At 41.9% G+C, this 13,178-nt stretch carries 11 protein-coding genes; 7 read left to right on the forward strand and 4 right to left on the reverse strand.

Going from position 1 to position 13,178, the window contains the following annotated elements; genetic code table 11:
- Nucleotides 1–10 precede the first annotated feature (10 nt).
- Entirely contained in the window at nucleotides 11–964 is a 954-nt protein-coding gene (locus L876_RS0106265; protein ID WP_028763019.1) for a DmsE family decaheme c-type cytochrome, read from the reverse strand.
- 805 nt (nucleotides 965–1,769) lie between these two features.
- On the opposite strand from L876_RS0106265, the gene L876_RS0106270 reads away from it, so the two are divergent.
- The gene (locus L876_RS0106270; RefSeq protein WP_028763020.1) at nucleotides 1,770–3,056 is read left to right on the forward strand and encodes an acetyl-CoA hydrolase/transferase family protein; all 1,287 of its coding nucleotides are present in this window, start codon (nucleotides 1,770–1,772) and stop codon (nucleotides 3,054–3,056) included.
- Nucleotides 3,057–3,233: 177 nt separating this feature from the next.
- Here L876_RS0106270 and L876_RS22705 read toward each other — a convergent pair whose 3' ends face one another.
- Complete coding sequence (locus tag L876_RS22705) at nucleotides 3,234–4,568, reverse strand: HNH endonuclease (RefSeq protein ID WP_028763021.1); 1,335 nt, start codon at nucleotides 4,566–4,568, stop codon at nucleotides 3,234–3,236.
- Nucleotides 4,569–4,777: 209 nt separating this feature from the next.
- Here L876_RS22705 and L876_RS0106280 point away from each other — a divergent pair, with 209 nt between their 5' ends.
- Nucleotides 4,778–5,164: a hypothetical protein gene (locus L876_RS0106280; protein WP_028763022.1), complete on the forward strand. Its 387-nt coding sequence runs from the start codon at nucleotides 4,778–4,780 to the stop codon at nucleotides 5,162–5,164.
- Nucleotides 5,165–5,204: 40 nt separating this feature from the next.
- Here L876_RS0106280 and L876_RS0106285 read toward each other — a convergent pair whose 3' ends face one another.
- Entirely contained in the window at nucleotides 5,205–6,791 is a 1,587-nt protein-coding gene (locus tag L876_RS0106285) for a hypothetical protein (RefSeq protein WP_028763023.1), read from the reverse strand.
- Nucleotides 6,792–6,853: 62 nt separating this feature from the next.
- Nucleotides 6,854–7,009 (reverse strand): hypothetical protein, encoded by a 156-nt coding sequence (locus tag L876_RS22890; protein WP_169731090.1) that lies wholly within the window; start codon nucleotides 7,007–7,009, stop codon nucleotides 6,854–6,856.
- A 604-nt stretch (nucleotides 7,010–7,613) separates the two neighbouring features.
- On the opposite strand from L876_RS22890, the gene L876_RS0106295 reads away from it, so the two are divergent.
- From L876_RS0106295 to L876_RS22280, 5 genes are all read left to right on the forward strand, one after another.
- Nucleotides 7,614–8,051, forward strand: a complete 438-nt coding sequence (locus L876_RS0106295) for a hypothetical protein (RefSeq protein ID WP_028763024.1) — start codon at nucleotides 7,614–7,616, stop codon at nucleotides 8,049–8,051.
- A 108-nt stretch (nucleotides 8,052–8,159) separates the two neighbouring features.
- On the forward strand, nucleotides 8,160–9,659 hold the full coding sequence (locus tag L876_RS0106300; protein WP_028763025.1) for a type I restriction-modification system subunit M: 1,500 nt from the start codon (nucleotides 8,160–8,162) through the stop codon (nucleotides 9,657–9,659).
- On the forward strand, nucleotides 9,656–10,543 hold the full coding sequence (locus L876_RS0106305) for a hypothetical protein (RefSeq protein WP_028763026.1): 888 nt from the start codon (nucleotides 9,656–9,658) through the stop codon (nucleotides 10,541–10,543). The genes L876_RS0106300 and L876_RS0106305 overlap by 4 nt, the downstream gene beginning before the upstream one ends.
- Nucleotides 10,531–12,030 (forward strand): type I restriction-modification system subunit M, encoded by a 1,500-nt coding sequence (locus tag L876_RS0106310; protein WP_037428107.1) that lies wholly within the window; start codon nucleotides 10,531–10,533, stop codon nucleotides 12,028–12,030. The genes L876_RS0106305 and L876_RS0106310 overlap by 13 nt, the downstream gene beginning before the upstream one ends.
- Nucleotides 12,031–13,176 carry a restriction endonuclease subunit S gene (locus L876_RS22280; protein ID WP_051412969.1) on the forward strand — a complete coding sequence of 382 codons (1,146 nt, stop codon included), beginning with the start codon at nucleotides 12,031–12,033 and terminating at the stop codon, nucleotides 13,174–13,176.
- Nucleotides 13,177–13,178 lie beyond the last annotated feature (2 nt).

Genomic DNA, 13,178 nt, shown 5'->3' on the forward strand with positions numbered 1-13,178 from the left:
TTACTCCTTGTTAGCGCTGCAGCTTGCTGCCAGCTGGATGATTGGAGCCATGGATCTGGCTATGGCAGTTGAGACAACTCTTACCGCCGCCAAAGGCGTCACTTCCACCTTGCTGCACGACACGACTTGCATGGCCATCATCCATATGGCATTGCTGACACAGCTGCGGCGCTCTATGGGTAAGCATGGCTTCATTCACGCTGCCATGGGGGTTATGGCAGTTAGCACAATTTTCAGTGACTGGGGCATGCTCCCATAAAACAGGGCCGCGCTTCTCACCATGGCAGCTATAGCAGGTGTCATTGACAGTGGTGTGATTCAGCGCGCTTTCACTCATAGAGCCATGTGGGTTATGGCAATCTATACAGGTCATTCGATCCCATTTCATCGGATGAGATGAGCGCTTATTCATGTCAGATTTTTGCTGAGAGTGACAGGCGGTGCAGGTGTCGTTGACCGTGAGTCGATTCATGACTGGATCTTTGCCTGCGTGGATATTATGACAATCGCTGCAGGCCACTTCGTCTAAATTATGGCTACTGCTATGCCATGCTATCTGCTTAGAATCGTTATGACACCCAAGACAGACGCTGTTCTGACTCTGGGCGGGCAGCTTGCTCTCTTGACCAAAGGCGATCATCGGTTCCTTGCCGCCTTTATTGTGTTTACCTAGCGGGCCATGACAGGCTTCGCACTGCAAGCCCGCCATAGGCGAATCCGGTTGGCTGGGATTGCCGTGTGCACCATCGAATATTGCCATGACCTTGTCATTTTTCTTATGACACATCAGGCAGGAGTCGGCCCCTTTTTTGGAGTATTGACCCTGGGCAAATTTCTCCGCCAGTTGCTGCTCCAGTTGCTCACCAGTGAGTTGGTTCCAGGGGGCCGCCTGAACTGAGAGAGATAGGCACGCGAAAGCGAATATCCCACAAAGTAACTTAGTGATAATACATTTGTTCATCATCTTGGCCTTACGGTTATTTATTTTATGGTTCGGTGGTATTTGTGTTAATTAATTCACCTTTAAATTGTAGGGTGATAATTGGAATGTAGAAAGGTATTACTAAAGAGGTATTTGTGGAATTGTGGTTGTTATTTTAAAAAAAAGTTAAATGTGATCGAGATCTTTGTTTTTAGCCTACTTATTTAGTTGGCTTTAATGTATTTTGTAACCTGCTTGTGTTTGCGTAATTAATTGTTTTTGTTTGGTTTGTTTTTTGTTTTTTCTGGTGGGTATAATTGGATTTATTATTTTTAGGTATAAATGATAACCTTTTGAGTTTGTGGTTTTTTATTAACGTATTCTATGGCTATTAATATTTATTAATTGCTTTATCGCTCCCGTTAATATATTTTCACTTTTTGTTAATTAAATTGTTTATTTTTTCATGTTCTTTAATATATATTTTAATTAGTTTTTTAATTTCAGGTTTAAATTGCTGTTATGTTAGTTGGTCGCCAATGAACCATTATAGCTATCGCGGCTCTAAACCTGAGTTGTAAACGCGCTATGATAGTTAGCCAGGGCTAGTGCGAAGCTGCTCAGCAGATGCATGCCCTTGTTAACTAGCCATAACTGCACGGAAAAAAGCAATGGCAAGCAGAATAATTACGTGACGGAGGCGTTGGTTGAGCTGTGGTTGTCTGTAGCGGCAAGGGGCGAGGTTTGCTCAAGATCAACTTAGGGGCTACTCATCTTCGCTACCGCTATCAAAGCGTTGCAATAGCCCTTACACTGCTTACAGATTCATTACATTGGATAACCTTTGATGGCACCCATTATCTGTAACACGGCTCTAGAAGCTGTGTCGTTAATCGAAAGTGGCGAGACCTTATGGACTCACTCTATGGGCGCGACGCCTAAGCTGTTGCTCGATGCGTTAGCCCAACATGCCTTAACTATTCAAGATTTGACCCTGTTACAACTGCATACTGAGTGTGCAGAGTCTCTGAGTGATCCAAGATTAAAAGGTCACATTCGTCACCGTTGTTTCTTCGGCGGCTTACCCACACGCCTTCTGCTACAGCAAGGTGATGCCGACTACGTACCAATATTCCTATCTGAGGTGCCAAAGTTGTTTCGGTCTGGCGAGCAACCAATCGATACCGCGATCGTCCAAGTCTCACCACCTGACAAGCATGGTATTTGTTCATTAGGGATCTCAGTTGAGGCCACTTTAGCCGCGTGCCAGATGGCGAAAAAGATCATCGCTCACATCAACCCTATGATGCCGCGCACCCATGGTGATGGTTTTATTCATTACAACAAGTTTGCTGCGGTTTATGAGCAGAGTATGCCGTTGCCACAACATCCACTCGCTGCGAGCGATGCCACTAGTCTGGCGATAGGTCAAAATGTGGCAAAACTAGTGCGTGATGGCGACTGTCTACAGATGGGAATAGGTGCGATTCCCGACGCCGTGCTTTCTTGTTTAACTGAGCATAAAGATCTTGGTATTCATACAGAGCTGTTTTCCGATGGCGTATTGAATCTGGTCGAACTTGGGGTGATCAACAATAGCCGCAAGAAAGTGCATCCAGGCAAGTTGGTCACTGGGTTCGCGCTAGGAAGTCAGCGTCTTTATGACTATGTGGATGACAACCCATCGGTGATATTTATGGATATTGAACAGGTTAATGACACCTCGATTATCCGAAAAAACCCCAATGTGATGGCAATTAACTCGGCGCTGCAAGTGGACATCTCTGGGCAGATCTGTGCCGACTCGCTCGGTACGCGCATCTATTCTGGCGTGGGGGGCCAAATGGACTTTATTCGTGGTGCAGGCCTCTCTGAAGGCGGCCGCTCGGTGATTGCACTGCCAAGCACCGCTGCGCGGGGAAGTGTCTCACGTATCACAACCGTCTTATCACCCGGTGCCGGCGTGGTGACCACAAGGGTCCATGTGCATTACATCGTCACCGAATATGGCATCGCCAACTTGCGTGGTAAATCACTGCGAGAGCGTGCCCGCGCGCTAATCGACATCGCACACCCTGATTTCAGAGAGCAGCTTTGCCAAGAGACCTTCGATATGTGGGGGCTCACGGTGTAGCTTTACTGCATCTAAAACGAAAAAAGCCTCAATATGAGGCTTTTTTACTAAGAGTAGAGGGTTACTCAACGTTCTGGATCTGAATGTTGGTGTAAATGCTATTACCCTATTAAATTAGTATCTTATGGTGTATGTCAGTGGCCTGGCATTTAGTTTGGTCACCAATTTGGTCACCACTTAGTCTGTGTCTTTAACCTGCTTCTTATGGAATATCTGTCTATGGTGTTCCATATAAGTCTGCTGTCTATTAGTTAGGTAGTAAGTCTTCTTGATATCGATCCCCCATGACTCTATAACGGAGTCGCTCAAAGAGGCAGATACTAAGATTTTTCCCTGCTTAGAAAAAGTAATAAGGTGACGATCAAATAACTTATCGATATGGGGTGATAGCAGTAAGCCATTATGGCCATCAAGTTTTTCATCATCATTAGACTCTTTCCAGGACTTGGTATGGCTTGCTATCAGTATCTTTGGCTCATGATCTTCGACACCGGTTACAACACACTTACCGCCGCAAACTTTTGAGAGCTGGTCTCTGTAATATGATTGGCCATACCTAACTTCAGTTGTTGCTGTTCCAGTTGTCTTTGATGGTTTATTTCGGTAACCAGGACCAGGTTTTGGATATACAGCTAACTTCTCGTTGGACGTCATTGTCGATAAAATAAAATGACCTTTTTCATCTGCAATTTTTTCGAACCAAAGAGTATCTTCATCGACTGATAACTTCTTAAGTGCCAGGGCAGCCTTAACTGTGTAAAGCTGTAATACATGCCTGCCGTCGGGCTTATGCTTTAAAGTACCAGATTCCAGCTTACCGTTTATATGGATGGTTATAGGTTTACTTTCACCTTTTGGAATTTTATCTTCTGAAAAGAACCCGGTGATCTCTTTCGGTATCCCAGTTGAAGCTTCTAACTGCAATGTCTTATCAACTGTTTTTATAGCGACATCGTCACTTCTACATTCCCAGCTATTGCCTGCCAAAAATGGGTAATCATTAGTAGTGCTGCTATCGGGTGTTGCTTGAGGCTTGGTTAATTCTCTGCCTTGCTCCATGCCTGGAAGGCTAAGCAGGAATTTACCTGCATCACTAGGAAGTGAAATAGCATATTGCTGACAAAAATCTAGATTCTTGTTAAGAAGTTTTGGGGTACAGTTACTATTGAACTGTTCAAAAAATTCATGCTTGAAGCTGCTTGCCGGTATATTCTTTGAGAGTTTGATAACATCAACCTCTACGAGGTTTCCTTTGTTCTTCCATTGATCAAACTTACGGCTCTTAGGGCGAGGTGATGGTGATGCGTCTGATGTTGCTATAGCAATGTATATGATATTTTGGTTTCGATTGCAGAAAATGATATCTCCGCGCTTTATATTTGGTACTTCAAGCCAGCCTGCACTTTTTTTGAGAGTGCCTTGCTCGTCATGGTACGGTTGTGGCGCCCACAAGATCCCTTGCTCAAGGACTTCTTTGTAAGAAATACCCACATTCACCCAATAAAAACTCATTCTTACCTCCCTTTATGTCCTTATAAACCTGTCCATGAATACATGACGATGAACCGGACAGGTAAGATGGCTATAACATGATATCTGTGTTATTAAAAAGACTATAACATCCCTTTTAAAGTAATTTCATCAAGTGGTTAGTTGTATTGAGTGTTATTGGGGTTTTTGTGTCATTCATTGGGGCATACTAGGTTGAGGAGCTTTTTTAGGTGGAAATTATTAAAGTATCAATGTTTGCTAAGGGTGGGTTTGAAGTATTTGAAGTGACGTTAGAATCAATAGCGCCTGTTCTTGCTTTTGAAAAGCGGTTGCAAGCTCCTTGTATCGTAAGAGTTACCCCTGAAGAACTTTATGAATCTCTTAAACTGGTCTGTAATGGACAAACTCTCTTTGGGCATATTCCCTACTGCGCAAACTCTATGGATATGATTGCCACTCCGGTAAATATGCTTAACTTTCTACAAAGCCAAGGATATGAAGTGCGTGTATCGCCAGAATATGAGCAATGTAAAGTTGCAGATGAAATGCCCTTAACACAAGAACAAAAACGTGAAAAATTAGCTTTTGAGGCTGAACATGCTGGCGTGGTTTATTAATCTTAGAAGTTAGCCAAGGGGAGTAACCCAGGCTAGGTAATTAAAGTTGTGCATAGCGTGCATGTTTTAAAAACATGTACGCGGTTTTAAGAGGCTCATCGGATTCATCTACACCTCGATACCAACGCACTTCAATACCTAGGTAATTTGCCCAAGCAATACCCCTCTTAAAATCTTTCCATTTATTATTTTTAGCACAGGATTCAACATACTGATTTACCAGTTTATATTGACTATTACCTGCTGAGTATTTTCCACTTTCGAATGCTTTCAAATAGAAAGGGAATGCGAGGTCATCTTCTTCCCGTCGATAGTGATACGTTGCCCATATCCAGTTAGTTACCCAGTCGAGGTAACACTCGAGGTTAGCTTCATTAACTTGTTTTATATACTGTTTAATATCACGAGGGAGAGTATTACCATTTTTTCGCAGCGCTAGACCTTCCAATAAAAGCTCTAAAAACAATTTTGGAGCCATAGCTATCGTATTGTCTTTGGCTTGCTCTAGTAGAGGGGATAAAGCAAATGGATTCATTCTCTGTAAAAAAAATCGTAAATCTTTTCGGTTGAAACCACTGTTATATCTTTCTCTAAATTTAGCATCTATAGCTCTTGAACCTTGTATCATATGTTCTGATTGCAACTGCCAGAATTCTTGTGTGTTCTCGTACCAAATCCTATCAATGATGGCTGTTTTTGGGATGTTATTGACGGCGATAGCTTTTGATAAGCTAGCTTTAAAACTCTGGTGAACTTTGCTTAATCGACGGTCTTGCCTTCTAAGTTGCATGGTGATGTCGACAATAAAATCCCTTCCAAACTGTCGTTCCAGCTCAATAAAAATAGAGGTGGAAAACCTCGCAATGAACAATATGGTTTTGAAATTTTGTTGTGTTTTAGCATCAACAACCACTTTGTACATTGTCGATTTTGTTTGCTCCATTGCAACTATCGAGTCATTGATATTTTGTAATAGATTTGGCCAGCTAGGTGTGTTTTTTCCATTTGCCCAGCGAGAAGCATTTTCAAGATTTTGAGATAAACGATAATTGTCTATAGAGCCAAAATCAGGGAAATGGAAATGTGTTTGATTGGTTTCGCAAACGGTATACATCCATTTCATTGCTTTGGCCAGGGGCCATTGAGTCGACTGATTAGTAAAATCGGGAAGCCACCAATAGGTATCAGAAGGGCTTATAAGGTTAGATGCTGACAGATTAAATTTTAAAGCATTTTTTTGATACGAAAGAATTGTGCGATCAACTAACTTAGTCCTGATTAACCACTTCACCGCTTCAGGCTTTGATAGAAATGTACCGTCACCTCTTACAAGATCTTTGTATTGATTTAATACATCTTCAATAGAGTCCATACAAACATTGGTGACTCTAGAATCAGCTGTCGCTTTTTGGATAAATGCTGCTAATAAATTTAATAAGTCGATCAAGTTATTTTCCAGCTCACTTTCTTCTTTTGCTAAGCGTCTAAGCTGTGTTTGGATTTTCTTCTTAGTTTTTTCATCTTCGATTACACCAGTGCTGTCATTCTTTTGAGGCAACACTCCAGCGTGGTCTAGAAGTGCCTTTGTAATGTCTCCAAGGCTGGGCAACTGTGGTCTTATCATCATGATTTTTATTTATATTGGTTAAAAAGGTAGCTTTCATTAAAGCTACCTCATTTAAGTGGATATTACTTGCCTTTAGCCGGTGCATTACCTCTTAGGCCACCAGATTTACCACCAGTAGTGCTCGGCCAGTTACCACCTGGTCCAGGGTGGCTTGAAGGGCCACGTCCACCACTTTTTGCTCCGCCATTACCTGATTGTCCGTTATTACCTTTCGCCATGATACATCTCCTTTAGATCTTGTTAAATTTGAAGAGCATTAGCGTATGCCCATGCTCTTCGTTGAGTACATGGTTAAAGTTACTCTTACAGTAAATGAAAGGCTTCCTGCATTTTGGCTACGGTAATTTTTTGCGGTTTAATTGGATATCACCGAGCTTAAAGTACATCTACATATCTCAACATTGGGACTTAACCTTATAAGCTAATTGGATTTTATAGCCTGTTATAACGAATGTTGACAGGTTCGGTTCAGTTTGCTGAGGAAAATCATCTGGTTAGCTCGATGACCAGTAGCTTTATTAGGCTGATTAGTTAATCGCATGCATAACGTCCTTGTTTGAGGAACAAGGCGTTCATCATATTCATTCTTATCTTTCTGACGACCATGATAATCACATATGGTATTTGGCTAACAGCTACCCAGAAGCAAGCTGGCGAGAGAGGCCTTTAGCTTCACCTTCTGCTTTTATAGGTCGGTGATAAAATAATTTGGAATTATTTCTATTTACTTCTGTATGCTTATTGCCAACAGCTAGCAATTGTGTAAATTGCTAGCTGTTTTTAGTACGAGTTGAGTAACTCTAAAGCAAGTTAGGACCCTTTATGCATGTCAAAATGAGAGAAAATTTTGGAAAGTTCATTGGTGAAATAAGTACTATTGCAGAGGATACAAGCCAAGAGCATATAGATGAGTTGAAAAAGGGGAGCGCTAGGGCAATAGATGCTGAACTTGTTGAAGACAGATATGCCTCTGATGCTGATTTTTCTTTTATCGTTGAAGAGATGCAAAAGCTCGAGCAAAATGAGAAGCTGTTGTTTGAAAGGACGAGTTTTGAACAGATTATGGCTGAATGGGAGTTTTCCGGTATTTCAGATGGGACAGCTATAGTTGTTTTGACATTCTTAGAGCATAGTGGTCTATTCCCTTTAGTTTTTAGGACGTTAAGTTATTTGGGGAGGGAAGGTGATCAGGACAAGTTTGATTTGGTGGACTTAATGGGACATCGAAAACTAGATCGGCATTTTTTTTGCTGGAGATGAAATCTACAGGCGAACATCTAGCAGCAATTGAGAACCAAATGAGTTAATCATTTTAGCAATTAGTGTACACTCCAAGTAAGCAAAGTACCTTAGTTTACTTGGATTTACATGACACTAATACAACTCAAAGACTTAGAAGCGCACCTTTGGCATGCGGCCCATATAATCACCGGTCCAATTGATGCTTCAGACTACAAAACCTACATCTTCCCAATCCTATTCTTTAAGCGTATCTGTGATGTTTACGATGAAGAGTTCGAAGAGGCGATGGAGCAAGTGGGTGACGAAGAGCTTGCTAAAGGCGACATGTTCCACCGCATTCAAATTCCACCAGCATGCCATTGGAGAGATGTGTTCGCTGATACTAAAGATATCGGCCAAGCGCTGAAGGACTCTTTCCGTGGTATTGAGCTAGCTAACCCCCAGCTACATGGTATTTTTGGTGACGCGAGTTGGACCAACAAAGAGCGTCTATCAGATGAACTGCTATCGACACTACTCAACCATTTCAACAAGGTTAACCTTGGCGTATCGAGTGTGCGTAATGATGATATGGGTCGTGCTTATGAATACCTCATCAAGCGCTTTGCTGATAAAGCAAACAAGAAAGCAGGTGAGTTCTATACGCCACGTACCATTGTTCGTCTTATGGTCAATATTCTAGACCCACAAGCGAATGAAAGTGTTTATGACCCGGCTTGTGGTACAGGCGGTATGCTGCTTGAAACCATTCACCATGTTAAAGAGAACGGTGGTGACCCACGTCTCCTTAAAATCAAAGGTCAAGAGAAGAACCTAACCACCGAAGCCATTGCTCGCATGAACTTGTTCCTACACGGGCAAGAAGACTTTGAAATCGTTCGTGGTGATACACTTCGTGATCCTAAGTTTCTGAAAAATGACCAACTAGAAAACTTTGACTGCGTAATCGCAAACCCACCATTTAGCTTAAAAGAGTGGGGTTATGACTATTGGACAAGTGATCCATACGGTCGTGCAAGCTTTGGCTTAGCACCAAAAACCAACGGGGATTTCGCTTGGGTGCAGCATATGTTTGCTTCATTGAATGATAAAGGGCGCATGGCGGTAGTACTGCCACATGGCGTGCTTTTCCGTGGCGGAGCAGAGGGTAAAATCAGAACCAAGCTATTAAAAGAAAACCGCATCGTGGCGGTAATCGGCGTGGCATCAAACCTGTTCTACGGCACAGGTATCCCGGCTTGTATTCTCGTGTTGCGTAAAGCCAGGCCAGAAGAGCATAAAGACCATGTTCTGATAGTGAATGCGGAAGAGTTCTTCACTAAAGGCCGAGCGCAAAACACCTTGTCAGAGCCTCAAGCTGATGAAATCTATGACATCTATCAGAATATGCGCACCAAAGGGCCCAAGGCTGATGACATTGAAGGTGTCGCACGTTGGGTGCCACATAGCGAGATTGAAGAGAACGATTTCAATTTGAACATTGCTCGTTATGTGCAAAAGCCTTTGGAAGAAGAAACGATAACTGTTGAAGAAGCCTTAAAAGACTTTCAACACAAATTGGCTGCATTGGATATAGCAGAGCAAGAGCTTGAAGCCTTGCTGATAAAAGAGGGATTTGAAATATGACACTAGATAAAGCCTTATCACTTGAAACAAATACCCTAGTTACGGCAAGTAAAGCTGATGAACTGTATAAAAAGAGTATTTTTTCCAAATTCCAATTCGAATGTCCAGATCCAAAATGCGATGCGCAAGTAACTTGTGCGAACTTGGACAAGAAAAAGGAAAAACGTAAACGTGACCCTTATTTTAAGGTCGTTGGTTCGCATTCAGAAAAGTGTCTAATTGCAGAAGATCAAGAAGAGGTAGGTAAAACTAAGCGAAAGGTTGGTGACATCTATAGTGATAGTGATGAGTATTTTGATAATGCAGTCCGCTTTAATCTTCAAGAACCAAGTACCGCAAAGCCAGTAGGTGATGTCCCAGAAACTTCTGACGGAGATGGACGTTTAGTACGCCCTAAACCACGCGATGAGGATGAGCATCAAAAACGAAAAATTCAAAGAAGCAAAACATTAAGTTCTATGGTGGATGCTTATCAGAAAGGTGAAAACTTTGATGTGCAGCTTCCTGGTGTGGGACTTATTAAGTTACAAGATTTATTCGTTGAGCTTGATGGTGATCAAATTAGCGATTTTGAGGACGAGTACAGAGTCTACTTTGCAAAAGCATACATCAATAAGCGTGATGGAGGAGACTTCTCTGTAAACTACCTTACTCATATTAAAGATGATGAAGCTGAAAAAAAGCTGTCATTTTTACTCACTAATGATGTTGTAAATGACTATCCACTAAAAAAATATCAGCGTTCAGCATTAGAGAAGTTAGCAAATAATTATCAGAAGACAATATACATTTTGTCTGAAACAGGCCCATTTATTAATAATCGCAATAGTGAATATGCCAACTTTTGGATTGAAAGCCTTATGTTTATGGAATGTCGATTTTGAGTAATGCAAAACTAGAAGATCTACTTTGGGGCGCAGCAGAGTTTCTGCGTGGGCAAATTGATGCCTCAGACTACAAGCAATACGTGTTCCCATTGCTATTTTTCAAACGTCTGTCAGATGTTTACCTAGAAGAGTTTAACGAAGCCTTAGAACTGCACGAAGGTGATGCAGAATACGCTGCGATGTCTATGTTCCACCGTTTTGATATCCCAGAAGAAGCAAGCTGGGAGAAGGTACGTAATACCAGCAAAGACATTGGCGAAGCCATTCAAAACGCACTTCGTGTGATTGAGGCAAAGAATGAACGACTACATGGTGTATTTGGTGATGCCCAGTGGACCAATAAAGAGCGTCTACCAGATCACCTACTCGCTGACCTTATTCAACATTTCAGCAAAATTCCATTGGGGATTAAGTCAGTTGCTCAAGATGACTTGGGTGAAGCTTACGAGTACCTAATTAAAAAGTTTGCTGATGATTCTGGTCATACAGCTGCAGAGTTCTATACCAACCGAACCGTAGTGCATTTAATGACTCGCATCATGCAGTTAAAGCCTGGTGAAACGGCTTATGACCCAACCTGTGGTACGGGCGGTATGCTGCTTAACGCAGTAATGGATTTACGTTCGCAAGGAGAAGAGTGGAGGTCGGTTCATTTACATGGTCAAGAGGTTAACCTACTGACTTCTGCAATTGCACGTATGAACATGTTTCTGCATGACATCGAAGAGTTCGATGTTATGCGTGGCGATACCTTAGGCGACCCGAAGTTTATTGAGAACGACCAACTCAAACAGTTCGATGTTATTTTCGCTAACCCGCCGTACTCCATCAAAAAGTGGAATCGTGAAAAGTTTGCAGCGGACCCGTATGGCCGCAATATGTACGGCGTGCCACCGCAAGGTTGTGCTGATTACGGCTTCTATACCCATATCATCAAAAGTTTAAAACCCGATACCGGCCGTGCGGCCATGCTCTGGCCGCATGGTGTGCTGTTCCGTGACTCTGAGCATGCGATCCGTAAAAAGGTGATTGAATCTGACATCATCGAAGCAGTGATCGGGTTAGGAAAGAACCTATTCTATAACTCACCTATGGAGTCGTGCGTGGTCGTACTTAACTGCAATAAGCCAGTTGAGCGTAAAAACAAGATTCTCTTCATCAATGGTGTAGAACATGTTACCCGAGAGCGTACACACAGCCATTTATCTGAGGAAGACTTAGCGGTGTTGTGTGAAGCTTACAGTAACCCTGAAGCTCAAAGTGACATAGCAGTATTGGCAAGTCTCGACCTCATTAGGGAAAACCTCTACAACCTTTCGATTCCATTGTATGTACAAGCTAAAGGCAATGGCGATGAATATGATGTTGAGCATTGTATTGAGGAGTGGAAAGTAACTCGTATTCAGCTACAAAAGCAGACAAATAAACTACTTCAAAGCCTTGAAGAGCTTGGTTACGACATCGAAAACGAGGTGGCAAAGTAAATGACTGTTCAAAATTTACCGAAAGGTTGGAAATTGATTAAGTTTGGCGATGTTGCCGAACATATATCTGTAAGAGTGAATCCTACGGCTGGTGATGAGAAAAACTATATTGGTTTGGAGCACTTAGATAGTGGTTATTTACAAGTTAAGCGCTGGGGAAGTGAGGTCGTACTGAAGGGGCAAAAACTTGAAATGAAAAAAGGCGATATTCTATTCGCAAAACGGAACGCCTATCTGAAGCGTGTAGCATTAGCCCCGTTTGATGGGATATTTTCTGCTCACGGTATGGTTATTCGACCATTAGGTGGTGATGTTCTCCCCGAATATCTACCTTACTTCATGCAGTCGGATGCGTTTATGGATCGTGCAGTGTCCATATCTGAGGGCTCTCTATCTCCTACGATTAAATGGAATACCTTGGCAAGGCAATTATTCGCTCTTCCTTCACTAGAAGAACAGAAAAAGCTACTTCTTACTTTGGAAAAACTTGATCAGGTATTGGAGTTAAAAAAGAATCTTCAGAGTTCGGTTTTGGATCTTAAAAGAATTTTTATTTCTAAGTTTTTTTCAAAAAAATTCTCAGAGAGTCATGGTGCTGAAAAAGTTACTTTTTCAAAAACATTGGATATTGTGAGTGGGCAAGTTGACCCAACTTCTGAAGAGTACAAGCATTTTCCGCATATAGCACCGGATAATATGGAGAAAAGACTAGCAATTCTTTTACCTTATAACACTGCGGAAGTAGATAATGTCAAAAGTGGTAAGTACCTATTTGACGAAGAGCACGTCCTCTATAGCAAAATTCGTCCTAATTTAAGGAAGGTCGTATTCCCTAGGATAAAAGGTGTATGTAGCGCGGATGTATATCCGTTGAAAGGAAAATGCGGACTTCAAACTGACTATCTATTTTATCTATTGCAATCTGAACATTTTAATAAGTATGCAATAGGAACATCAATGCGAACTGGTATGCCTAAGATCAATCGCCAGGATTTGTGTGCTTACTCGTTTTACCTCCCTAATAAGGAATTGCAGTGTTTAATAGTTAAAAGGCTAAAAGCACTAGATGGAGAGTATTCAGAAATTACAAAGGCATTGACTAGCGCATACAATTTGAAAAATGCATATTTAAATATGGTGAGATAGGT

The sequence above is a fragment of the Shewanella colwelliana ATCC 39565 genome (assembly GCF_000518705.1).
Classification (GTDB): Bacteria; Pseudomonadota; Gammaproteobacteria; order Enterobacterales; family Shewanellaceae; genus Shewanella; species Shewanella colwelliana.

Coding starts and splice junctions, on each gene's coding strand:
- L876_RS0106285 (WP_028763023.1), bottom strand. CDS start 6,791: ATGATGATAAGACCACAGTTGCCCAGCCTTGGAGACATTACAAAGGCA.
- L876_RS0106305 (WP_028763026.1), top strand. CDS start 9,656: ATGACACTAGATAAAGCCTTATCACTTGAAACAAATACCCTAGTTACG.
- L876_RS0106265 (WP_028763019.1), bottom strand. CDS start 964: ATGATGAACAAATGTATTATCACTAAGTTACTTTGTGGGATATTCGCT.
- L876_RS22890 (WP_169731090.1), bottom strand. CDS start 7,009: ATGGCGAAAGGTAATAACGGACAATCAGGTAATGGCGGAGCAAAAAGT.
- L876_RS0106295 (WP_028763024.1), top strand. CDS start 7,614: ATGCATGTCAAAATGAGAGAAAATTTTGGAAAGTTCATTGGTGAAATA.
- L876_RS0106310 (WP_037428107.1), top strand. CDS start 10,531: ATGTCGATTTTGAGTAATGCAAAACTAGAAGATCTACTTTGGGGCGCA.
- L876_RS22280 (WP_051412969.1), top strand. CDS start 12,031: ATGACTGTTCAAAATTTACCGAAAGGTTGGAAATTGATTAAGTTTGGC.
- L876_RS22705 (WP_028763021.1), bottom strand. CDS start 4,568: ATGAGTTTTTATTGGGTGAATGTGGGTATTTCTTACAAAGAAGTCCTT.
- L876_RS0106300 (WP_028763025.1), top strand. CDS start 8,160: ATGACACTAATACAACTCAAAGACTTAGAAGCGCACCTTTGGCATGCG.
- L876_RS0106270 (WP_028763020.1), top strand. CDS start 1,770: ATGGCACCCATTATCTGTAACACGGCTCTAGAAGCTGTGTCGTTAATC.